The sequence below is a fragment of the Streptomyces sp. NPDC026515 genome (genome assembly GCF_055567595.1).
On sequence record NZ_JBVHQD010000019.1, the window covers coordinates 62,585 to 84,216 of the forward strand.

Annotated in this window: 17 protein-coding genes and 1 pseudogene; 5 read left to right on the top strand and 13 right to left on the bottom strand. The window is 73.0% G+C overall.

Going from position 1 to position 21,632, the window contains the following annotated elements; genetic code table 11:
- Positions 1-83: 83 nt before the first annotated feature.
- Positions 84-1,058: a GlxA family transcriptional regulator gene (locus ACZ4O3_RS33205; RefSeq protein ID WP_467725773.1), complete on the bottom strand. Its 975-nt coding sequence runs from the start codon at positions 1,056-1,058 to the stop codon at positions 84-86.
- A gap of 134 nt (positions 1,059-1,192) precedes the next feature.
- Between ACZ4O3_RS33205 and ACZ4O3_RS33210 the strand changes: the two genes are divergently transcribed.
- Positions 1,193-1,831: an HD domain-containing protein gene (locus ACZ4O3_RS33210; RefSeq protein WP_362716459.1), complete on the top strand. Its 639-nt coding sequence runs from the start codon at positions 1,193-1,195 to the stop codon at positions 1,829-1,831.
- A gap of 54 nt (positions 1,832-1,885) precedes the next feature.
- Here the strand turns inward: ACZ4O3_RS33210 and ACZ4O3_RS33215 are convergent, their stop codons facing one another.
- Together ACZ4O3_RS33215 and ACZ4O3_RS33220 are read right to left on the bottom strand one after the other, a co-directional pair.
- Positions 1,886-2,737, bottom strand: a complete 852-nt coding sequence (locus tag ACZ4O3_RS33215) for an aldo/keto reductase (RefSeq protein WP_467725883.1) — start codon at positions 2,735-2,737, stop codon at positions 1,886-1,888.
- A 77-nt stretch (positions 2,738-2,814) separates the two neighbouring features.
- Positions 2,815-3,484: pseudogene (locus tag ACZ4O3_RS33220) on the bottom strand (zinc-binding dehydrogenase); the annotation flags it as partial.
- Between ACZ4O3_RS33220 and ACZ4O3_RS33225 the strand changes: the two are divergent.
- Together ACZ4O3_RS33225 and ACZ4O3_RS33230 are read left to right on the top strand one after the other, a co-directional pair.
- Positions 3,414-3,641 carry a hypothetical protein gene (locus tag ACZ4O3_RS33225; protein WP_467725891.1) on the top strand — a complete coding sequence of 76 codons (228 nt, stop codon included), beginning with the start codon at positions 3,414-3,416 and terminating at the stop codon, positions 3,639-3,641. The pseudogene ACZ4O3_RS33220 and the gene ACZ4O3_RS33225 sit on opposite strands and share 71 nt — an antisense overlap.
- A gap of 252 nt (positions 3,642-3,893) precedes the next feature.
- Positions 3,894-5,519 (top strand): CehA/McbA family metallohydrolase, encoded by a 1,626-nt coding sequence (locus ACZ4O3_RS33230; RefSeq protein ID WP_467725775.1) that lies wholly within the window; start codon positions 3,894-3,896, stop codon positions 5,517-5,519.
- Here ACZ4O3_RS33230 and ACZ4O3_RS33235 read toward each other — a convergent pair.
- The 3 genes from ACZ4O3_RS33235 to ACZ4O3_RS33245 all read right to left on the bottom strand — a co-directional run bounded on the left by ACZ4O3_RS33235 (position 5,513) and on the right by ACZ4O3_RS33245 (position 7,833).
- Complete coding sequence (locus tag ACZ4O3_RS33235) at positions 5,513-5,692, bottom strand: hypothetical protein (RefSeq protein WP_467725776.1); 180 nt, start codon at positions 5,690-5,692, stop codon at positions 5,513-5,515. The genes ACZ4O3_RS33230 and ACZ4O3_RS33235 overlap by 7 nt on opposite strands.
- Positions 5,693-5,695: 3 nt before the next feature.
- Positions 5,696-6,718: an SDR family oxidoreductase gene (locus tag ACZ4O3_RS33240; protein ID WP_467725778.1), complete on the bottom strand. Its 1,023-nt coding sequence runs from the start codon at positions 6,716-6,718 to the stop codon at positions 5,696-5,698.
- Positions 6,719-6,783: 65 nt separating this feature from the next.
- Entirely contained in the window at positions 6,784-7,833 is a 1,050-nt protein-coding gene (locus ACZ4O3_RS33245) for an aldo/keto reductase (RefSeq protein ID WP_467725780.1), read from the bottom strand.
- A gap of 75 nt (positions 7,834-7,908) precedes the next feature.
- Between ACZ4O3_RS33245 and ACZ4O3_RS33250 the strand changes: the two genes are divergently transcribed.
- The gene (locus ACZ4O3_RS33250) at positions 7,909-8,445 is read left to right on the top strand and encodes a TetR/AcrR family transcriptional regulator (RefSeq protein WP_362731924.1); all 537 of its coding nucleotides are present in this window, start codon (positions 7,909-7,911) and stop codon (positions 8,443-8,445) included.
- Between the two features lie 50 nt (positions 8,446-8,495).
- Here the strand turns inward: ACZ4O3_RS33250 and ACZ4O3_RS33255 are convergent, their stop codons facing one another.
- The 7 genes from ACZ4O3_RS33255 to ACZ4O3_RS33285 all read right to left on the bottom strand — a co-directional run bounded on the left by ACZ4O3_RS33255 (position 8,496) and on the right by ACZ4O3_RS33285 (position 16,940).
- On the bottom strand, positions 8,496-10,616 hold the full coding sequence (locus ACZ4O3_RS33255; protein ID WP_467725781.1) for an MMPL family transporter: 2,121 nt from the start codon (positions 10,614-10,616) through the stop codon (positions 8,496-8,498).
- 162 nt (positions 10,617-10,778) lie between these two features.
- Positions 10,779-11,285 (bottom strand): MarR family winged helix-turn-helix transcriptional regulator, encoded by a 507-nt coding sequence (locus ACZ4O3_RS33260; protein ID WP_362722073.1) that lies wholly within the window; start codon positions 11,283-11,285, stop codon positions 10,779-10,781.
- Positions 11,286-11,401: 116 nt separating this feature from the next.
- Positions 11,402-11,716 (bottom strand): hypothetical protein, encoded by a 315-nt coding sequence (locus ACZ4O3_RS33265; protein WP_362722076.1) that lies wholly within the window; start codon positions 11,714-11,716, stop codon positions 11,402-11,404.
- Positions 11,717-11,932: 216 nt separating this feature from the next.
- Complete coding sequence (locus ACZ4O3_RS33270) at positions 11,933-13,042, bottom strand: hypothetical protein (RefSeq protein WP_467725783.1); 1,110 nt, start codon at positions 13,040-13,042, stop codon at positions 11,933-11,935.
- 38 nt (positions 13,043-13,080) lie between these two features.
- Complete coding sequence (locus tag ACZ4O3_RS33275; RefSeq protein WP_467725785.1) at positions 13,081-13,254, bottom strand: hypothetical protein; 174 nt, start codon at positions 13,252-13,254, stop codon at positions 13,081-13,083.
- A gap of 81 nt (positions 13,255-13,335) precedes the next feature.
- Positions 13,336-16,617, bottom strand: coding sequence for a trypsin-like peptidase domain-containing protein (locus ACZ4O3_RS33280; RefSeq protein WP_467725786.1), 3,282 nt, complete (start codon positions 16,615-16,617; stop codon positions 13,336-13,338).
- Complete coding sequence (locus ACZ4O3_RS33285) at positions 16,614-16,940, bottom strand: trypco2 family protein (RefSeq protein WP_362719058.1); 327 nt, start codon at positions 16,938-16,940, stop codon at positions 16,614-16,616. The genes ACZ4O3_RS33280 and ACZ4O3_RS33285 overlap by 4 nt, the downstream gene beginning before the upstream one ends.
- Positions 16,941-17,045: 105 nt before the next feature.
- Between ACZ4O3_RS33285 and ACZ4O3_RS33290 the strand changes: the two genes are divergently transcribed.
- The gene (locus ACZ4O3_RS33290) at positions 17,046-21,599 is read left to right on the top strand and encodes a tetratricopeptide repeat protein (RefSeq protein WP_467725788.1); all 4,554 of its coding nucleotides are present in this window, start codon (positions 17,046-17,048) and stop codon (positions 21,597-21,599) included.
- Positions 21,600-21,632: the final 33 nt, after the last annotated feature.

Sequence of the window (21,632 nt, forward strand, 5' to 3'; positions counted from 1 at the left end):
ACGGCCGGACAAGATGGTGGACGCTTCTTTCCATCGATCAGTAAGAATCCTGCAAGCGATTGTCGATTCCTTGCGGATGCGGGTTACCCCGGGGCATCACGGCGGGCAGTGCTGACGCGGCGCTGGTAGGCGGCGGGAGCGACGGAGAGCTCCCGGGCGAAGACACGGCGGAGGCTTTCGTAGCTCGGGAACCCGGCCAGGGAGGCCGCACGGGTCGCGGTGTGCCCCTGGTCGAGCAGGGACCTGGCGATGCCGAAGCGGATGGACTCGACGTACCGGGCGGGTGTGGTGGACAGCTCCTCCCGGAACAGGCGTGTGAGATGGCGGGGGCTGAGGTGGAGGTGCCCGGCGAGTTCGTCGACCGAGTGGTTGCCTCCGGGATCCGCCGTCACCAGGTCGACGACCGTACGCAGGGCCGGGGACCGGGGCGGCGGCCCCTGCAGCGGTGCGGAGAACTGCGACTGGCCGCCCGCGCGTTGCAGATAGACGACCAGGGCGCGGGCGACGTCCCGGCTGACGTCGGCGCCATGGTCCTCCTCGACGAGGGCCAGCGTCAGGTCGATGCCGGCGGTGACGCCGGCCGAGGTGTAGGTGGTGCCGTCGCGGACGTAGATGGCGTCTGGTTCGACCTGGATCCGCGGATGACGCTCGGCGAGTTCGCCCGCGATCTTCCAGTGGGTGGTCGCGCGCTTGCCGTCCAGGAGGCCGGTGGCGCCCAGGACGAACGCCCCCGAGCAGACGGACGCCACCCGGCCGGAGCGGCCCGCCAGTTCCCTGGTTGCGTCGGTCAGTTCGCGGGTGACGGGCGCCCGGGGATAGACGGCCCCGCCCGGCATCACGAAGGTGTCGGGGTCCGGTTCGGCGGCCGGGCCGCCGTCCACGGCGATCCGGATGCCGGTCGAGGAGGTGACAGCGGTGCCGGTCGCCGACAGCAGGGCGATCCGGTAGTCGGCACCCAGCCGGTTCGCCTCCCCGAACACCTCCGCGGGACCGGCGACGTCCAGCAGTGCGACCCCGTCGTAGACGAGGATCGCGACCCGATGCGGTGCGGAGCTCACTGTCCCGTTCCCCAGGTGTCCGGATTCGAGTGGTTCATGGCCGTGCCGGGGTGGCGGCGCGGGCCGCGCGATCGGCACCGTGGAGATGAGGCGAACAGCCCGCTCCGCACGATCACACCGAAAGCGCGAACATCATGACCGACATCATCGCAGCAGTGGAAATTCCCGAGACGGCGGCTGTGACGGAGGCCACCGAATTCCTTCGGGAAACGGCCGGACCGCTGATCTTCCACCACTCCCGGCGAGTATTTCTGTTCGGTTCTCTGCAGGCCCGCGCACTCGGTCTGCGGCCGGATCCGGAGTTGCTCTACATTTCGGCGATGTTCCACGACACGGGGCTGTCGACCCCGTTCTCGGAGGTCGAGCAGCGCTTCGAGGTCGACGGCGCCGACCACGCCTACCGGTTCCTGATCGACCATGGCTTCTCCAAGAGCGCCGCGGAGGTGGTCTGGACGGCGATCGCACTGCACACCACCCCGGGGATTCCCGGCCGGATGGGCCCGGAGGCTGCCGCCACGAACTACGGCGTCCTGACGGACGCGATCGGCTGGGGGCTCGAGCGACTGGACGGCGGCCGAGTGGACGAGATCGTCGCCGCTCATCCGCGCGGACAATTCAAGGAAGGTTTCTTGCGGGCGTTCGTCGACGGACTGAAGAATCGTCCCGACACGACGTACGGGACCGTCAACGCGGACGTGCTGGAACATTTCATCCCGGGTTTCCGCAGCCCGACGATGGTCGAGCGTGTGATGAACGCACCCTGGCCGAATTGAGGCCGCGGAACCCAGCCGAAACGAGATCTCCCCCGGAGCCCGCATCCGGTTCCCTCATGCCTCGGGGATGGCGCGGCCGTAGGCGGCGAGCGTGACGGCTTCGGGCTCGGGGTCGCCGCGCCGGCCGGTCTCCAGTGCGTCGAGGGCGGCGAGCTCATCGGTGGTGGGCTCGAAGTCGAAGACGTCGATGTTCTCGGCGATCCGCTCGCGGCGGGTGGACTTGGGGATGACGGAGCGGCCCTGCTGGAGCCCCCAGCGCAGCAGCACCTGGGCCGGGCTCCTGCCGTGCGCTCCGGCGAGGCGCGTGACGACCGGGTCCCGCAGGACGCTCCTGCGGTCCTGGCCGTAGCCCGGGTAGAAGGTGATCCCGCCGATGGGGGACCACGCCTGGTCGAGGATGCCGTGCTCGTCGTCGAAGCCGAGGACGGCGCGCTGCTGGAAGTAGGGGTGGATCTCCAGCTGGTTGACGGCGGGGACGACCGACGTCGCGTCGAGCAGTGCGGTCAGGTGGCCGGCCATGAAGTTGCTGACGCCGATGGCACGGACCTTTCCGTCGGCCAGGAGCTTCTCCAGGGCGTGGTAGGCGGCGATGGTCCGGTCGAAGTCGGAGGGGAGTGCCTGGTGCAGGATGAGCAGGTCGATCCGGTCGACGCCGAGCTTCGCGGCGCTCTTGTCGAAGCCGTGCAGGGTCTCGTCGTATCCGTAGTCGCTGATCCAGATCTTGGTCTCGATGAAGAGCTCGTCGCGCGGCACGCCGGAGTCGCGGACGGCCTGGCCGACCTCGCGCTCGTTGCCGTAGGCCGCGGCGGTGTCGATGTGCCGGTATCCGAGTTCGAGCGCGGCCGTGACGGCGTCCCTGGTCTCGCCGGGCGGTGTCTGGAAGACACCGAGCCCGAGGGCGGGCATCTCCACGCCGTTGTTCAGGGTGAGGGTCCGCGGCACGCCCGCCGCGCCGGCCACCCGGTCGGTCCGGGACCTGCCGTTCACGGCCGCACCAGCACCTTCAGCGCCTCGCGCGCGTCCATGGCCCGGTAGCCCTCCGGGACGCCGTCGAGGCCGACGGTACGGTCGAGGACCCGGCCGGGTTCGATACGGCCCTCCAGTACGTCGGGCAGCAGCTCGTCGATGTGGGCGCGGGCCGGGGCGGGACCTCCGGTCAGGGTGATGTTGTGGCCGAAGAGGCTGCCGAAGCCGACCGGGGCCTGCCCGTACTGCGGCGCGCCCACGCGGCTGATGGTGCCGCCGGGGCGGACCACTCCGTAGGCCTGCTCGTAGGCGGGCCGGTGCCCGACCGCCTCGATGACGACGGGGCTGCCGCCACCGGTGAGCTCGCGTACCTTCTCGATGCCCTCCGCCCCGCGTTCGGCGACCACGTCGGTGGCGCCGAAGACACGGCCGAGGCCGGTGCGGGCGGGGTGCCGGCCCATCAGGACGATCTGCTCGGCTCCCAGCCTCTTCGACGCGAGGACCGCGAGGAGGCCGACCGCGCCGTCCCCGATCACGGTGACCGTGCTGCCCGGCCAGCACGTCGGAGAGGGTGAGCAGGGAGGGAATGAGCGCGTCGTCGACGCCGACGGAGAGCTTGACGAGGGTGCCGTCGGCCAGCGGCACGCGCGCCGCCTCCCCCTGGCCGCCGTCGACACCGTTCCTCCCCCTGCGCAGTCCCGAGGTGGCCTGTGTGGTCGCGGGCTTCCGCTCCGGCGACGAGGTCGCGGCCGCCGCCCGCTGGAGCGAAGCCGCCCTGCCCGATGAGGCATGGGCCGACCTCGACGGCCTCGCCGAAAGGGCATGCGGCGTACGTCTGTGGTGAGGAACGGGTCACGGCGGGCCTGCGGCCGCGCGTCCGGCGCTGGGATCACCGGAGCGGGGTGGAGCCGCGCCGCCACCGGTGGTCCGGTCACCTCCGATCGACGCGGAGGGAACCGGACGGTCCGGACGGGTCCACGGTCGTGGATGTTCCTACGGCAATTGCCGATCCGGTCGTCCATTGCTCATCCGCCGTTCACGACGCCCCGGAACAGTCGACGCGAATCCATGTAGCGACCACACACCATGAGGGCACATGTGTCTTGACGGACATTGCGAACACGAGGTGGACGTCCTCCACGTCGAGCAGAGCGACGACGCGACGAGCGCGCCCGGGCGCCGCCGGTTCCTGGCCGCGGCGGCCGCCGGTGCCGCGGCGCTCACCCTCGAGTCGGTCTCCTTCGCGCAGAGCGCGGACGCATCGGTGCGAAGCACGCCGCCCGGGACGGGCGAAGTGACCCGCACCATCAGCGGGCATCTGGACACCGGTGTGGCGGACTTCGTCTACCTGCCGGTCGAAGTACCCAAGGGTGTACAGAAGATCACCGTGTCGTACTCCTACGACAAGCCGGCCGTCCCCTCGGGCACGCCGGGCAACTCGTGCGACATCGGCGTCTTCGACGAGCACGGTGTCGCGCTCGGCGGCCGGGGCTTCCGCGGATGGTCCGGTGGTGCCCGGACCTCGTTCGAGATCAGCAACAGCGAGGCCACACCGGGATATCTCCCCGGACCCGTCGGCCACGGCACCTGGCACGTCGTACTGGGCCCCTACCAGGTGGCACCGCAGGGGCTGAACTACCAGGTGCAGATCACCCTGACGTACGGCCCGGCCGGCCCCGCCGCCCCGCGCAATTACCCGCCGCAGCGGGCCAAGGGACGCGGCCGTGCCTGGTACCGCGGAGACTGCCACCTGCACACGGTCCACTCCGACGGCAAGCGTCAGCCCGTGGAGGTGGCGGCGGGAGCCCGCGCCGCCGGCCTGGACTTCATGGTCTCCACCGACCACAACACCTCCTCCGCCCACGCGGTATGGGGCGACTTCGCCGGTTCCGACCTGCTGATCATCACCGGTGAGGAGGTCACCACCCGCAACGGGCACTGGCTGGCTCTGGGCCTGCCTGCCGGCGACTGGATCGACTGGCGCTACCGCAACCGTGACGACGCGTTCCCCCGCTTCGCGCGCAAGGTGCGCCGTGGCGGCGGTCTCGTGGTCCCGGCGCACATGTACTGCGCCTACGTCGCGAGCCAGTGGAAGTTCGGCTTCGACGACGCCGACGCCACCGAGGTGTGGACCGGCCCGTGGACGTACGACGACGAGCACGCCATCAGCACCTGGGACCAGAAGATCGGCGAAGCCGTCCGCTCGGGCGGGCGGTGGGTCCCCGCCATGGGCAACAGCGACGCGCACAGCGAGCCGCAGGTGATCGGCCTGCCGCACAACGTCGTCCTCGCCGAGGACCTGAGCACCGACGCCGTCATGGACGGCATCCGCGCCGGACGCAGCTGGATCGCGGAGTCCTCGGCCGTCCAGCTCTCGTTCACCGCCAGCGGGAACGCGCGCCAGGCCGGCATCGGCGAGACGCTGACGGTACCCGCCGAAGCTCCCGTGGACATCAGGCTGGACGTGAAGGGCGTCCCCAACGGCACCGTCCGCTTCATCACGGACGAGGGCCAGATGCACCAGGAGTCGGTGGACGCCGCGGGCGAGGGCACGGTGGTGTGGCGTACGACGGCTTCCCTGGCCGCCTACGTCCGCGCCGAGGTACGTCACCCGATGGCGAACGGCTCCCCGGGGCAGGGCAACACGATGGGCGACGCCCTGCTGTTCGGCCCCATGGCAGCCCTGACCAACCCCATCTTCCTCACGCCGAACCGTCACTGACGGACGCCGGACGCCGCGGTGTTCCGCTCGCGGAACCCCGCGGCCACGGCCGCTCGGTGGGAGGAGCACCGGCCCGGTTCACCGTCGTGGTGCCGGCGGACCGAGCCGGACAGCAGGCCCAGCAGCCCGTCGTCGGTGGAGAACCCGTCGCGGACAAGAGCCCGACGACGCACCGGTCAGTTCCCGATGCCGTGGGCGAGGAGGCTTTCGGCTGTCTCCGCGACGGTGTCCTCGATCGGTCGTGCCCGCCACCCCAGAAGGCGCTCCGCCTTGGCGCTGGTGGCGTCGGGATACTTGCCCAACTGGTGCCTGAGCAGTCGCAGTTCCGGGTTGACGGCACTCAGCGCGCGGGCGAGCCACACGGGCATTTCACGGGTCGGTGCCTTCGTGGCACGCTCACCCAGACGGTCGTGGAGGATGCGTGCGATCCCGATGACGCGCAGGCCGCGCCCGGCGGTCGCGAGGAACCGCTCGCCGGCGGCCGCCGGATCGGTCATCGCGCGCAGGTGCAGATCCGCGACATCGCGGACGTCGACGAAGCCCATGCCGAAGGGAGGGCACGCGGGCACCTGGCCCTCCAGCATTCTGCGCACCAGACGCAGGGACGGCGGGTCGTCGGGGCCGAGGAGGGGCCCGAGGACTCCTACGGGATGAACCGCCGTCAGTTCCAGTCCAGCGCCTTCGTCCGCGACGAACTGCCAGGCCGCGCGCTCGGCGAGCGTCTTGGACCGCTGGTAGGGCGGGATGCCGGCGTCGACGTCGGTCCAGTCCTCCTCCGTGAACGGGGTCGAACGTGGCGGATGTCCGATGCCGACGGCGCCGAACGCGCTCGTCAGGACCACCCGGCGCACCCCGGCGTCGCGTGCGGCACGCAGCACCCGCAGGACGCCCTCCCGTGCCGGGGTCACCAGCTCGTCGTCGTTCGCCGGCCTACGGCGCAGGGTCGACGAGGCGACATGGAGGACGAAGTCGCAGTCGGCGACGGCCTCCCCCCAGCCGTCGGGGTGTTCTAGGTCGGCGCGTACGACCGTGAGGCGGTCGTCGTCGAACGGCGCCGCCGCGTGGAGCCAGGAGCGCAGCGCCGGCTCGCGCCGCAGGTCGCGGACTGTGGTGCGTACGGTGTGCCCGGCTTCGAGCAGGGCCAGGACGCACCAGCTCCCGATGAATCCCGTTCCGCCGGTGACCAGTACCCGTGTCATCTCTGTCTCTTGTGCCTTCGGTGGCTCTTGTGCCTTCGGTTCGCGCATCGTGCGGGCGGGGGGTCTCATGCGAGTGCCATGCCGGGCACGCGCTTGCGGATGGCTTCCATCTCGGCCTCGTCGGAGACGCCCTGCCAGTCGTGGCGTGGGGTGTACGGGGCCTCCAGGGCGCGCACCTCGTCGTCGGTGAGTTCGATGTCGAGGGAGGCCACCGCCTCGTCGATCTGCCGGGTCGAGCCGGCGCCGACCAGCGGTGCGGTGACGACCGGCCGGCGGCGCAGCCAGGCGAGCGCGACCTGGGCGCGGCTGGCGCCGTGGGCGTCCGCGACCTGTCCGACCGCGTCGATGATGGCGTGGTTGGACGCCTCCTGCTCGGGCGAGTACAGGCTGTCCGCGTACGCTCCGTCCGCCTCGGAGCGCGCCGTCGAGCGGGCGTCGTCCCAGGCACGGGCGAGGCGGCCGCGGGCGAGCGGAGACCAGACGACCGTGCCGACGCCCTCGTCCAGGCAGAGCGGGATCATCTCCCGCTCCTCCTCGCGGGCGAGCAGGTTGTAGTGGTCCTGCATGGACACGAACCTCGCCCAGCCGTTCTGCTTCTGCAGGTGCAGTGCCTTCGCGAACTCCCAGGCGTGCATGGACGAGGCGCCGAGGTAGCGGACCTTGCCCGCCTTGACGAGGTCGCTGAGCGCCTCGAGCGTCTCCTCCCACGGGGTGGCGTGGTCGTTGCGGTGGATCTGGTACAGGTCGATGTAGTCCGTGCCGAGGCGGCGCAGCGAGTGGTCGACCTCGGTCATGACCGCCTTGCGTGACAGACCGCGGCCGTTGGGCCCCACCCGCATCGGGTGACGCAGTTTCGTGGCGATGACCACGGCGTCGCGGTCGGCGAAGTCCCTGAGCGCGCGGCCGAGGATCTCCTCGCTGGAGCCGTTGGAGTACATGTTCGCGGTGTCGAAGAAGTTGATCCCCGCGTCCAGCGCGTGCTTGACGAGCGGGCGCGCGTCCTCTTCGCCCTTCGACCAGACGGGATGCCCGCGGTCAGGTTCGCCGTAGGTCATGGCACCGATCGCGATCGGTGACACGTCCATCCCTGTGGTGCCGAGCTTGATGTACCGCATGATGCCCCTCTAAAGTAAGTGGAGAACTCTCCAGATAACGTAATGGAGAGCTCTCCACTTATCAAGTGAGGTCTTGTGGTCCGTTCAGACGCCCGGGAGAACCGGGCACGCATCCTCGCGGCCGCCCGGGAGGCATTCGCCAAGGACGGCGGCGCCTCGATGAACCAGGTCGCCCAGCGCGCGGGTGTCGGCGCGGGCACCCTGTACCGCAACTTCCCCACGCGCGAGGCTCTGGTGCTGGCCGTCTACCAGGACGAGGTGACACGCATCGTCGCCACCGTGCCCGACCTGCTGGACGGGATGCCGCCCCTGGAAGCGCTGCGCCACTGGACGACCGACCTCGTGGAGGCCATGCGCAGAAAGCACGGCCTCGGCGACGCCCTCAGCCCCGGCGCGCACCAGACGATCACCGAGCAGAGCTACGGGCCGGTCATCACCGCGATCACCGAGCTCCTCGACGCCGGGAAGAGGGACGGAAGCATCCGCACGGACGCCGACCCCGGCGACTTCCTCCAGCTCACCGGCGCGCTGTGGCGTGCCGCGTCCAGCCCCGAGGACCGCGCACCCCACATGCTCGCGCTCATCCTCGACGGACTGCGCACGCCCCGGTAGCCGGCACGGCGCCGCGGCCCCGCCACGCCGGCGGGGCCGCACCCGGGACGTCAGGCGACTCGGGTTCCCTCCGGTTCCGGCGTACGCGGCCCGTGCACGCGGCCGGCACCGGGACGGCCCGGCCACCAGGCCACCTCTCCGAGGTCCCGGACGAGCGCGGGCACCAGCAGGGACCGCACCACCAGGGTGTCGAGGAGAACGCCGAAGGCGACGATGAACGCGATCTGCGCCAGGAAGGTCAGCGGGATCACCGCGAGCGCGGCGAAGGTGGCCGCCAGCACCACGCCCGCCGACGTGATCACGCCGCCGGTGCCGACCAGCCCGCGCCGCACGCCCTCGCGCGCGCCGTGCCGCAGGGTCTCCTCACGGACGCGTGACATGAGGAAGATGTTGTAGTCGACACCGAGCGCCACCAGGAACACGAAGCCGTACAGCGGGACCGAGGGATCCGTGCCGTTGAACCCGAACACGTGGCGGAAGACGAGCGAGGAGACCCCCAGCGTGGCAAGGAAGTTGAGGCCCACGGTGGCGACCAGCAGCGCCGGGGTGAGCAGCGAGCGCAGCAGCACGGTGAGGATCACGAAGATGATCGCGAGGACGACGGGCACGATCAGCGTGCGGTCGTGCACGGCGGTGCGCTGGGTGTCGTAGCGCTGGGCGGTGTAGCCGCCGACCTTCGCGTCCGCGCCCGGCAGCGCGTGCAGGGCGGTGCGCAGCCGGACGACGCTCCGCTCGGCGGCCTCGCTGTCGGCGGCGGAGTCGAGCGTGACGTCCACCCGCACCCGTCCGCCGGCGATCTGCGGGTCGTCGCCGGGCCGTCCCGACGCGGCGACCGCGGCCGCCGAGGCGACGCCGTCGGTGTCACGGGCGGTCGCGAGCACGCGGTCGAGCCGGTCCGCCCTGGCGATGACGACGGCCGGGTTGCCCGAGCCGCCCGGGAAGTGCCGGGCCAGGGTCTGCTGGGCGACGACGGACGGCGTGTCGTCGACGAAGGTCTCGTCGAGGGCGACGCCCCTGGAGACCAGGGTCGGGGCGAACGCGGCGCTCAGCAGCAGGCCGGCCAGCGACACCGCCCAGACCTTGCGGGGCGACCTGTCGACGAGCGCGGCCACGCGGCGCCACACTCCGTGCCCGCCGGACGGGCCGTCCGCCGGGCGGGGCGCGGCCGGCCAGTACGCGGCCCGCCCCAGCAGGACGAGCACGGCGGGCAGGAACGTGAGCGCGGAGACGACCGCGCAGACGATGCCGATCGCGCCGACGGGTCCGAGCGCCCGGTTGTTGGTGAGGTCGCTGAGCAGCAGCGCCAGCAGGCCGAGCGCGACCGTCGCGGCGCTGGCCACGACCGCTCCCCAGGAGCGGCGCAGCGCGGCCCGGGCGGCGGCGAACTGGTCGGCGTGCGCGGCGAGTTCCTCCCGGAACCGGGCGGTGATCAGCAGGGCGTAGTCGGTGGCGGCGCCGATGACCAGGATCGAGAGGATGCCCTGCACCTGCCCGTCCACCCGGACCAGGTCGTGGTCGGCGAGGACGTACACGATCGCGCAGGCCAGGCCCAGGGCGAACACGGCACCGAGGATGATGACGAGCGGCAGCAGGACGCTGCGGTAGACGAGGAGCAGGATGACCAGCACGGTCACCAGGGCGACGGCGAGCAGCAGTCCGTCGACGCCGGCGAACGCGTCGGCCAGGTCGGCCTGGGCGGCGGCCGGTCCGGCCAGCTGGACCGTGACACCGGGTACGCGCTGTGCCGCCGCACGGACCCGGTCGAGGGTGCCGGGCAGCCGGTCGCCGAGGTCCGGCCGGAGCTGCACCACGCCTTCGAGGGCGGCACCGTCCTTCGACAGCAGGGCCGGCGACGCCCGGCCGACGACTCCGGGGGTGCCGGCGAGGGAGGCCAGCGCGCGGGTGGCGGTGGCCTTGCGGTCCCGCACCGACCCGCCCGTGCCCGCGGTCCACAGGACGACGACGGGCAGCGTCTCGTCCTGCCGCAGCTCCTGCCGGGCGGCGACGACCTGGGTGGACTCGGCGCTGCGCGGCAGGAACGCGGCCTGGTCGTTGGTGGCGACCTCGCCGAGCCGGCCGGCGTAGGGGCCGAGGGTCCCGCCGACGCCCAGCCAGACGAGCAGCAGGAGCAGCGGCACGAGGAAGCGGGCTCGGCGCGAGGTGAGGGACATGGATCTCCTGGCAACGCGGACGGGGACGGCAGATATCTCAAGGAAAAACAATCTCAATCATCAAGATATAAGACCGCCGGACGATCGTGGGTGACGCCACCTCTTCCGCGCCCGGGGCCCCGCCGGATGCGACGGACGCGGAGCGGTTCCTCGCCCGGACGGTCAGGCGCCGGGGGACCTGACCGGGACGAGTTCCTCGTTCATGGCCGCCAGGAAGCGCAGCACGACGTCCAGTTCCTCGTCGGTGAAGCGGGCCCGGGCGGCTTCCGCCGCCTGGGCCAGCGGCCGGAAGTAACTGCGCGCGGCGGCCCTGGCGTCGGCCGCGTAGTACAGGTGCACCACCCGGCGGTCGGCGCTCTCGCGGACCCGGCGGATGTGCCCGGCCCGTTCGAGCCGGTCGAGGCAGGCGGTGACGGCGCCCGAGGTCAGGCCCAGGTGCGCGCGCAGTCGTCCGGGGGTCATCGGGTCCTCGGCGTCCAGGATCGCGGCGAGCGCCTGGACGTCCGTGGCGTGCAGACCCTGCTCGCCGGCGAAACCGTGGACCAGCCGGTTGATCTCACCGTTCATCCGGCGCAACCGGACGGCGAGCGTGTGCAGTTCCGTCCCCGCCGCCCCACCGGAGGGTCCGGCCGCCGAAGGGCGCCGCTGCTGGTCGTCCGCTGTGGTCACACGGCCAGCCTATAGAAGCCTCCGGCCAGTCCCGGCCCATGGCGGCAGGCGGGCGACACGCCCGGGCCGGTCCAGGCCTCCGCAGGTCACGGGTCGGGCGGTGACCGGTACCGGATTCACTCGCAGCCCCGGGAGGCCACCGGCGGCGCCGCCCTGCCGGCCTGGGCGCACCAGGCGTGCGCGCTGACGTCGCTGCGCGGGGCGGGCGTACGGGCGGTGAACGCGTGGGACTTCGCCGAGCAGGATCTGCCCGACGGCGGCGGGCAGGCCGTGTGGACCTGCGCCCGCGCCGACTCGTGGCGCGGTCCCGGCGATGTCAGGGTGGGCCTGCGTACGAGCCGCGACGGCCCGGCCGAGCCGGTGCGCACGGTGGCAGGCGCCCGGTCCACCGGCGCGTGCAGCCGGTTCGGGCAGCACGTCGTGGCCGCCACCGGCCGGCGGTCACCGAAGGGCCGCTGCTTCGTGCTGGCGGCCGGGAGCCGAGCGGTGACGGCTCTGCGCCTGACCGGTGACGTCTCCGCCACCCAGGACGGACACACGCCGGCCCGGCGGGCACCCGGGCAACCCCACGTCACGGTACGGGCCCGGCTCACCACCGGACACGACCTCGACGGCCTGGACCAGCGGGGCCCGCCCACACCGGCGACTCAGCGGGGGCTGTGCAACGTCAGTACCGTGTCGGCCGGCACGTCACGCAGCACCGGCGACTCGCTCCGGGCCTCCCACCACCAGTCCCCGTCGTCGTCCGCCAGGAGCAGCAGCCGGAAACGGGTGGCGGGCGCGGCGAACGCGCGACGGGCGACGGTGTCCAGCAGGGCGAGCAGGGTCTCGGACCGGGTGTCCGCGTGGTCGACGACGAGGAGCAGGGGCACCGCGGTGTCGGCGACGACGTCCAGCGCACGCTGGTCGGCGGCGGTGGCGACGAAGCCGGTGGCCCAGTCCCGTCCGCTCATCCTCCCGAGCAACGCCTGGGCCAGGCGCCGCCGGTGGTCGTCGTCCGCTCCGACGACGAGCCGTGACGAGAAGGAGTCCCGCTCTTCGCACCACCGCGTCAGTGACTCCGCTTCGACCGGTTCCGGTCCTTGGGGCGCGGTCGGCCCCTCCTCGAGAACGGTCTGGAGTTCGGCCGCCTCCAGCGGCCCGGGAGCTGCCAGGGCGCGGAAGCCGGAGTCCCGCACCAGTGCCTCCGCCGGCACCACGCTCAGCCACGCCGTGCCGGGTTCACGGCCTGCGTCGGCCACCACGCCGAGGACGAGTCCGTGGCACACCACCGCGGCACCCGCCGTCCCGGGCCACGGCTCGGGGCCGGCCGCAGACGCCGAGCCGGGCAGCGTCACGTGGTAGCGGCCGGCTTTGACCGATGACCCGGCGTTGACCGTGCCCTGGACGACCACCGCATCCCGGCCGGGAAAGACGGTGACGCTGACGGGGACGGACGGGCGGCGGGTAGCCAGTCTGCCCCAGCGTGGTGACGGCGACCGGCTCCGCATCCGGCCCTCGTCCCAGTCGTCGTCGAGGACGCGCAGCAGCGCCGCGTCGAGCCGCGCGGCCCGGGGCCGGGCCGGGTCGTAGCGGTGCCACCGCATCGCGCACCGCCAGGGGCGGTCGGCGCCGGGCAGCCGAAAGGTGACGGTGGAGGGTGCGGTGCCCACCAGTTCCGCCGAGGTGAGCAGCAGGCCCCCGTCGAGGAGGTAGCCGGCACCCTCGCCCTCGGGTCCGCGGACCTGTACGGCACGCGGATCCGCATCCGGCGGCACAGATGATCCGTCCGAGGCGCGGGGCCGGACGGATGCCGTCATTCGGCGGGCAGTTCGTCGAGTTCGTCCCCGACCTCGGTCATCGTGAACTCGTGGTCGCTGAGTTCGGCGCCGAGCGGCTGCTGCTCGGGCGCGGGCGGGGCAGCGGGCGGCGCGAGGTCCGCGGCCGCTTCCTGCTCCGGCGCATCGGCGTGCGACGACTGCTCAGGCATGATGTTCTCCCCTCACGTCACCCTCCGAGCGCGAGCCTACCGGGTCGCCGACGCCTCGTCGGCCCCGGCGCTGGTCGGTCGTCACGTGGCCCGGCCGGGGGCCAGACCGCGCAGCGCCGCCGCGCAGCGGTCCGCGAGGCCGGTGGCACCGCAGCGCACGGCGTCCTCGGCCGCCTGGCGCAGGAACTCGCGTGCGGCCGCCGGATCGCGGGCCCCGAGAGCCAGTCCCCGGTACAGCAGGATCCGCCCGGCGGTCGGGCCCGGCCCCGGCGGGCGCCATCCGGCCGTGCGTGCCACCGTCAGGGCGCGGACCGCCTCGTCGGTCACGCGCTCGGCGTCCTCCGACCGGCCCGTGTGCCACAGCAGTACGGCTTGGTCGGTGAGGGCCACGGCCAGTCGGCCGGTGGCGGCGGAGCCGCCGTCCGCCGCGAGCGTCCGGCGCAGGGCGACGGCCTCGGCGAGGGTGTCCAGGGCGGACCCGGTCCGGCCCGCGTCCGTCAACCGGGCGGCCAGGCCGACCAGTACGGCCGCCAGGTCCGACGTCCGAGGCGGCGAGGTGCCGTCCCCGGCCAGCCCGCGGTGGATGACCGCCGCTTCCTCGGCGCACATGAGTGCTCGGTCGGGCTCGCGCAGCGCGGCATACAGGCGGCCCTGGTCGTGAAGGGCTCTGCCCAGTGCGGCGAGATGGCCGTCCGATGACTCATCGGCCAGCCGCCGCAGCATCGCGACGGCCTCGCCCAGCGGCCCGGCAGCCGCCTCCGGGTTGCCGTCGGCCTGGAGGTACAGCGCGTGGTTCAGCAGCGAGCCGGCCAGTTCCCCGGCCGGCCGGCCGGGGTCCCGAGCCGCGAGCAGCCTGCGGATCTCGACACTGCGGGCACCCGCGTACAGCGCGTCGGCGGACCGGCCGGCCCGGTGGCACCAACAGGCGTGGTGGTGCAGGATCCTGGCCAGCCGTTCCTGGTCCTCGGCGTCGTCCGCGGCACGCGCCGGGGAGCCCGCGCCGTCCCCGGACAGGACCAGCAGACGGTCCCCGGCGCGTGCCGCCTCCTCGTGCCGTCCCACCTCGTCGAGGCGGGCGCCGTAGCCGAGGAGCACGTCGATCAGCTCCGCCTTCCCGGCACCACCGCTGCGCAGTCCTACGGCTTCCTCCGCCGCCGCGACCGCCTCCGGATAGTCTCCGGCCGCGGAGAGCCGGTAGGCGAAGACGCGCAGGGCGTCGGCGAGTCGAGCCGGTGCGGCGTCCGGCGCGGTCCGCAGGCGGGCGACGTTCTGCCGGGCCATGGCCAGGGCGGAACGGGCGAGGACCTCGGTGTGGCGCGGTACGGCGGACAGCAGATCGGCGGGCAGCGCCTCGTCGGACGTCACGTTCGCCAGGACCGCGTCGAGCGCGGTGGTCAGGGTGGTGTCGGGTTCCTGGGGCATCAGGTCGACGGCGGCGAGGGCCAGCGGGCGCGGGCGGGCCGTCACGGCCTCGATGATCCGCTCCCCCAGTTCCGGGAAGGGCTCCCGCGCCCGGCAGAGCACCCGCAGCACGTGGCGGGCCCGCTCCCGGGTCGCCCGTCCGGTGATCTCGGGCAGGAGTTCGGGGAAGTCCCGGAGTGTCTCGCCGACCTGGTAGGCGCCGAGGGGGTCCGGGGCCAGGCCGGTCCAGTAGCCGTCCTGACCGCCGTACAGCTCGTGGAGCCAGACCGCGGCGGCGAGGGCGGTGTTGGCGGTCTCACCCGTCAGGCAGGCGAGGCCGGTCAGGAAGGCGCGGGCCTCGGCGAGGGTTGCGGCCCGGTGCAGCGTTGCGGCGGCCACCAGCTGGCGCAGGGTCGCGGGGTGGAGGTGGCCGATGCCATGGGCGTTCGCGCTCTGCGTCCAGTACCGCTCTTCGTGCAGGAGCAGCGTCTCTTCCCCGTCCGCGGTGGGGCCGCCTCGTCCGGGCACGGGTCCGTCGCGTTCCAGCAGCGCGGTGAGCGCGGCCACGTTCAGGGCGAGTGCCCCCCGGTGGCGCCGGTCGGCCAGACGGAGCGTGACGTGCGGCGCGGCGCCCGCCTTGGCCGGCATGCCGGGCAACGCCGCCAGTGCGGGGGCCAGTTCGTCGACCACCTGTCTGAAGGCCTCGGCCCGGCTCTGCGCGTCAGGGGCCAGTGGCTCCAGTTCCCGTACCGCGGCCGCCGGCAACTCGCGCAGCGCCCGCGTGGTCGCTCGGGCCTGCCGCCACCACTCCCCCGCGGCCCGGGCGAGCAACAGCAGCCGCACCCTCGTTCCGCTGCCGGTGCCCGGCCGCATGACGCGCAGGCAGGCCCGTAGCTGGTCGGGGCGGGTCTCGGCGTAGTCCATCACCAGCAGCAGCGGATCCGACAGGGTGGCGAGCCTGTCGAGGTCGTCGTCGGGGCACTGGTCGTCCAGAAAGCCGGCCGCCCAGCCGCGATCGGTCATACGCTCCACCAGTTCCCGGCCGAGCCGGGTCTTGCCACGGCCACCGGGGCCGGTCAGCAACCGCAGGGAGAACTCCGCCGGTTCCTGACACCAGTCGGTGAGCGTGGCGAGCAGGTCGTCCCGTCCGTGGCAGCCGACCGGGCTGACCTCCGCCCGGAGCAGGCCCGCCGGTGAGCCGGGCGGTGCGGGCGGTGGGAGCAGTACGGAGGCGAGCTCGACGCTGCGCGGGCGTACGCCGCCGAGGAGCCGTGCCGCGTCCGGATCGGCGAGGAGGGACTCGACGGGGACGGCGGTGAGCGCGCCCCCGGTCGGATCGCCCGGGTCGACCGCCACGAGACCGACCAGCAGCCCCTCGCACACCACGCCCGCGCCGGACATGCCGCTCCAGCGGGACGGCGGGCAGCGCCCCGCGTCGGCGGTCGGCGGGGCGGGACCTCTCGGCCGGGCGGGTGGGACCGGGGTCCGGACCGCGATCTCGTAGCGGCCGGCCTTGAGACGGCTGCCCGGGACGATCTCCCCGGTGACATGGGCGCTGTCGCGGAAGGCGAGCGCGCCCTCGGTGAGCAGTTCCATACCGGCCGGGAAGCCGACGGCTTCGACCGCCCGGGCGCCCCGGGTGCCGTCGAGCCGTCCCCAGCCCAGTGGGGGCAGGGCACCCGGTGGCCGAAAGCCGCGCTCGTCGAGGCCGAGCAGCGCCGCGTCGACGCCGGTCCCGTACGGCTCGTCGTGCCGGGACCACAGGACCACGCAGGTCAAGGGCTCGGTCCGGCCGGGAATCCGTACCAGGGCCCGGCCTCCCGCCGGACCGGCGACATGACCGGCGGTGAGCACGAGGCCGCCGTCCACCAGGAAGCCGGTCCCCATCGCGTGCCAGCCCGTCGTCCTGGCCCGGTAGACCTCCACCGCCCGTCCGGCGGCGGGCGTCCGGGACCTGGTCACTGTCCGGGCACGTGCGCCGTGGTGCCGGAGACCTCCAGCGGACCGCCCGCCGGGCTCTGCGGGGTGAGGGTGAGCCGTACCGAGTGCGTGGTCCGGTTCTCCGTGTTCCGCCGGCCGCCTGCGGACAGTACGTAGAACTTGGCGCCCCCACTGACCTCGGCCCCGCTCACCAGCTCCACCTGGAACTCGAGTTCGACGGGACCGACCTCGAAGCGCAGGCTTCCGGGCGGCGCGAGCCGCCGGGCGGCCTCCAGTTGGGCTCGAAGCGACTCGATCGCCTCGGCGAGTTCGACCGCCGTCCCGGCGCCAGCATGCTCGGCCATGCCCCTCCTCCGTCCGACTGCAAAACAGCCCTACCCACCGTCAACCGGTCCTATCGCTGCCACAATCCCGTCACGGGCGCAGCAGGGCATCCACGGAGGCGATTCATGGCGGTCGACGGGCAGCGGTCGGACGACGGGGTCGTCGAGGTCGCCGCGTATCCGGCCGGCTCATCCCGCGTGACCATGGGTTCGGGTCGGCTGCTGCCCGGCGGACATGTCCTGACCGCGGCCCATCTGGTGCCCGAGCCCGGAACCGGTGAGATCTTGGTGCGTCCGGTGGCCGGACCCGACCGGGACTGGCTGAAGTGCACGGTGGTGTACCGCCGTTACGTACCCCGGGGCCAGACCTCGCCCGGCCGGGACGCGGTGGATCTGGCGGTGTTGCACTGCGCGGATCCACGGCTGGCGGAATCACCGGGGCTGGCTCCGCACCAGTGGGGGCGATTGGTCACCGACCCCTGCCGGGCCCTGGTGTCGGCGACCGGGTTCCCGAGCGGTTCCACCGTGTTCGACGTCGAGGGGATGCCCGCGTTCCGGGACACGGCACAGATCGACGGCGTCATGAACTCCCCTGTCCCCGCGATCGGTTGGCATGAGTTACGAGTGCGCGGTCCGGTTCCGGCGGCACTCGCGGGCCGCCGGGCGGCTTCCCGGTGGAAAGGGATGTCCGGGTCGGGCGTGCTCTGCAACGGCCTGCTGGTGGGCGTGGTGGTGAACGCCAGGCCCGAACCCGAGTCGGGCCGGCTGTTCGTCCAGGACCTTGCCCCGCTGTGGGACGACCCCGGCCTGCGCGACCTGCTGCGGCTGCCGGCCGAGGGGCTGCGCGCCGCCGAGCTGCAGCCGCTGCTGCACCCTCACACCGGGCACGCGATGGACTCTCCGGTCTCCCTGCTCCGCCCGGAGGCGGGTGTCGTCCGGTTCCGCGGCCGGTGCGCGGAACTCCGTGACATCGCCGACTGGCGGGACGGCGACCGGTCCGCGGCGGTTCGTCTGGTCACCGGACCGGGCGGTCAGGGCAAGACCCGGCTGGCCCTGGCCGCCGTCGAGGAAGCGCGCCGGGCGGGCTGGGCCGCCGGATTCCTCGCCGACCGGGCCGACTTGGACGAACTGCGCGCGTTCCTCGCCGCCCGTTCGGTGCCGCTCCTGCTCGTCCTGGACTATGCCGAGGCCAGGACGGGTCAGGTGCGGTCCCTGTGCGAGGCCTTGCACGTCGAGCCCGGCCTCCCTCCCGTACGGATCCTTCTGCTCGCCCGGAAGGCCGGCGAATGGTGGACGGCGGCCGGGGAGTACGCCCGCGCCCGCCGGCTGCTGGACGACGGACCCGACTCCTTCGCTCTGCCCGCGCTCGCACCGTCCCCGGAGGACCGCGGTGAAGCCGCACGGTTCGCGGCGCGTGAGCTCGGTGAGCGCCTGGGCGGACTGCGTCCCGGCACCGACCCGCTCGACGCACCCGTCCCGGACGTCACCGACCAACGTTTCGCCGGGGCCCTGAACCTCCATATGGCCGTCCTGGTGGCCCTGCTCCAGCACGTGGACCCGGTACCCGTGACGGGTGGCGAACCGGACGAGGTGATCCTGCTTCTGCACGAGCACAAGCACTGGCGGAGGACGTTGAAGCCGTTCGGACTTCACGGTCTGACCCGCAAGGAGCTGAACGTGCTGGTCGCGGCCGCGACGTTGTGCGGAGCCGCGGACATGGACGAGGCGGTGGTCACGCTGGAGCGGCTGCCGCGGGACGGTGTGGCCGCTGCCGACCGCACCGACGCGGCACGCTGGCTGGCCGGCCTGTACCCGTCGGACGGGCGCTACTGGGGGGCGCTGCAACCCGACCGGCTGGGCGAGTTCCTGGTGGGCAGCGTGCTGGCGGAGGAGCAGCGGCTGCTGGAGTGGCTGTTGCCGACGGCCGGCCGACGGCAGGTCGAATCAGCCTTCCATGTCCTCTCCCGCGCGGTACCGCACCAGGCCCCGGTGGCGGAGCGGCTGCGCGAGGTGGTGACCCGGCACCCCGGGCAACTCGCCCTGTCCGCCGTACGGACGGCCACGGAGGTGGCGGAGCCGGCCCCGCTGCGCCGGGCACTCGACACCGTGCTGGAGGACCTGGAGCGTCGTCCCGGCAACGACGCGGCGCTCGCCCGTGAGTTGTACGAGGCCGTGCCGCTCCCGACGCTGGCGCTCGACCAGTGGGCCGCCGATCTCGCGGCGCTCCTCGCCCGCCGGGCACGCGACGTCACCACCGGTGGAACCGCCGAACTCGCCGGCCGTCTCCATCGCTACGCCATCCGGCTGGGCGAGGTGGACCGGGCCGAACAGGCGCTGCCCGCCGTCCAGGAGGCGATCGCGCTCCGGAAGGAGCTGGCGGTGCGCGGTGATCCCGGCGCGCAGGAGGATCTCGCCCTCTCGCTCAACACCCGCACGGGTCTGCTCGCCGACACCGGCCGCACGCTGGAGGCGCTGGCGTCCGCCCGAGAGGTGCTCGAGTGCTACCGCCGGCTGAGCGAAGACGATCCGGAACGGCATGTCCGTGATGTGGCCATGGCCGAGACGAACCTCGCCAACCAGCTGGGGGACGCCGGTTCGCGGACGGAGGCTGTCGCGCCGGCTCGAACCGCCGTGGAACGCTACCGGAGCCTTGCGGCGAACGATCCGGTCTACGCGCCCGACGTCGCGCTCGCCTGCCACAACCTGTCGCACGCGCTGGCCTGGGCCGGGCTCAGGTCCGAAGCCGTCGCGGCGGCCGCGGACGCCGTGGCCGCCTACCGCGACCTTGCCCGGGAGACACCCGACAGTTTCGTCCCCGAACTCGCGGACGCACTGGTCAATCTGGGCAACCAGCTCGAAGAGGCCGACCGTCATCACGAGGCCGAGGCCGCCATGGACGAAGCCCTGGACATGTACCGGAAGATCGCCGACCGCTCCCCCGCCCGGCACCTGCCGAAGCTGGCCGACGCCCTCTCCAGTGCCGTGCAGGTCTTCCGGTCGTGCGGAGACGGCACACGAGCGGTCGCGGCGGCGGAGGAGGCGGTGAAGCTGCTGAGGCCGCTGGCCGAGCGGCAGCCGCTCGTCTACCGGTACTCGATGGGTACGGCGCTGAACAACCTGGCCAACCAGCGCTCCGAGGAGGAGCAGCCGGAAGAGGCCGTGCGGGCCGTGCGGGAAGCGGTCCTGCTCTTCCGGGAAGGCATGCGGACGCTGCCCGACGCCTACCGCCCGGCGCTGGCCGACGCGTTGTGCAATCTCGGCAACTTCTTGAGCGACACCGGACGGCACTCGGAGGGCCTGCGGACCGTCAGGGCATCGATCGACCTGTTCAGGGAGCTCGTCGCGACGGAACCAGAAGTCCACGCGCCCCGCCTGGCGGTCGCCGTCGACGTACTGGGCAACATCCTCACCGACCTGGGCGAGGAGGAGGCCCTGACGCACTACCAGGAGGCGTACGAACTCCTCGTCCCGTTCGCCGAAGCCGAGCCCGGCGCCCAACTGCATGCTCTGGCCGATGTCGGCGCCAACTGGGTGGCGGCCCTGATCCTCCTGGACCGCTGGAACGACGTGCTCGTCCTCGCCGAACGCACCGTCGGCCTGCTGCGCACGGCACGGCATCACCCTGCTCCCTACCGGAAGGCACTGTCCAAGGCCCTCAGCACGCGCGGTATCGCGCTCGAGGACCTGGGCCGCCCTCACGACGCGGTCGGCCTTTTCCGTGAGGCGGCATCGCTGTCACGACAGGTGGTCAAGGAGCGGCCGGATCATCTGCCGGTCCTGCTCCACGATCTGCGGCATCTGGCCGACGCCCTGCACAATGTCGGCCGTCGGCGTGAGGTCGCCGAGGTGACGGCCGAGGCTCTCTCCGTGCACCGGCATCCCGCCGCGGCCGGGCTCCCGCCCGAAAGCGAGGCCGAGGCACTGATCGCACACGCGGAGGCACTGGTGGAGGCGGGCGAGCATCAAGGTCTGGAGGTGGCCGCGAAGGCCGTGGGGAGGTGTCGCGAGCTGGCACCGGACTCCGCCGAGGCCGAGGCGCTGCTCTGCCAGGCGCTCGCCTGGTACGCGTCCGCCCTGTCCCGGGAGCGGATGCAGCAGGCCTCGATCGAGGCCTGCGAGGAGGCGCTGCGCCGTAACCGGGAACTCTCCCTCGACGTGGCGTCGGCAGCGCTGTCCCTGGCCTGGGAACTGGCCGAGACCGGTTCCGGCGGACGCGCCGTCGAACTCGCCGAGGAGTCCCTGCACCTGCTCGACTCCGAGGACCCCGACATGGACATCGAGGTGGCCACGGCGTTCGAGGTCATCGCCAGAGCGCACATCGGGCTCGGCCAGGCGGACCGGGCACTCGCGCCCGCACTGCGTTCGGTCGACCTCCAGCGCTCCCTCGCGGAGAAGGTGCCGGAGGTGTACGCGTCGGGCTTCGCTCAGGCACTGGGCCCCTACGCGCTCGCCCTGCGCGCCGTGGGCCGCCACGCGGAGGCGAAGGCCGCCGCCGGAAAGGCGGTGGCCCTGGTCCGCGGCCGCTTCGCCGAGGAGCCCACGGCCTACGCCTTCGACCTGGCCTCGGCGCTGATCCTTCAGGGCCGTGTGCAGCCCTCGTCCGCCGCCCTGGAGGAGGCGGGGCGGATCGCCCTTCGGTACGGCTGGCACCGCCTCGCCGAGGAGGCGCGTCCGGCGTAGCGGCGTTCCGCCGTGCTCTGCCCGGGAAGCGCC

Bases quoted from the DNA above. Each gene is read 5' to 3' on its own strand.
- ACZ4O3_RS33285 (WP_362719058.1), bottom strand. From the start codon at position 16,940: ATGGCCGAGCATGCTGGCGCCGGGACGGCGGTCGAACTCGCCGAGGCG.
- ACZ4O3_RS33230 (WP_467725775.1), top strand. From the start codon at position 3,894: ATGTGTCTTGACGGACATTGCGAACACGAGGTGGACGTCCTCCACGTC.
- ACZ4O3_RS33290 (WP_467725788.1), top strand. From the start codon at position 17,046: ATGGCGGTCGACGGGCAGCGGTCGGACGACGGGGTCGTCGAGGTCGCC.
- ACZ4O3_RS33255 (WP_467725781.1), bottom strand. From the start codon at position 10,616: ATGTCCCTCACCTCGCGCCGAGCCCGCTTCCTCGTGCCGCTGCTCCTG.
- ACZ4O3_RS33240 (WP_467725778.1), bottom strand. From the start codon at position 6,718: ATGACACGGGTACTGGTCACCGGCGGAACGGGATTCATCGGGAGCTGG.
- ACZ4O3_RS33275 (WP_467725785.1), bottom strand. From the start codon at position 13,254: ATGCCTGAGCAGTCGTCGCACGCCGATGCGCCGGAGCAGGAAGCGGCC.
- ACZ4O3_RS33210 (WP_362716459.1), top strand. From the start codon at position 1,193: ATGACCGACATCATCGCAGCAGTGGAAATTCCCGAGACGGCGGCTGTG.
- ACZ4O3_RS33245 (WP_467725780.1), bottom strand. From the start codon at position 7,833: ATGCGGTACATCAAGCTCGGCACCACAGGGATGGACGTGTCACCGATC.
- ACZ4O3_RS33215 (WP_467725883.1), bottom strand. From the start codon at position 2,737: ATGCCCGCCCTCGGGCTCGGTGTCTTCCAGACACCGCCCGGCGAGACC.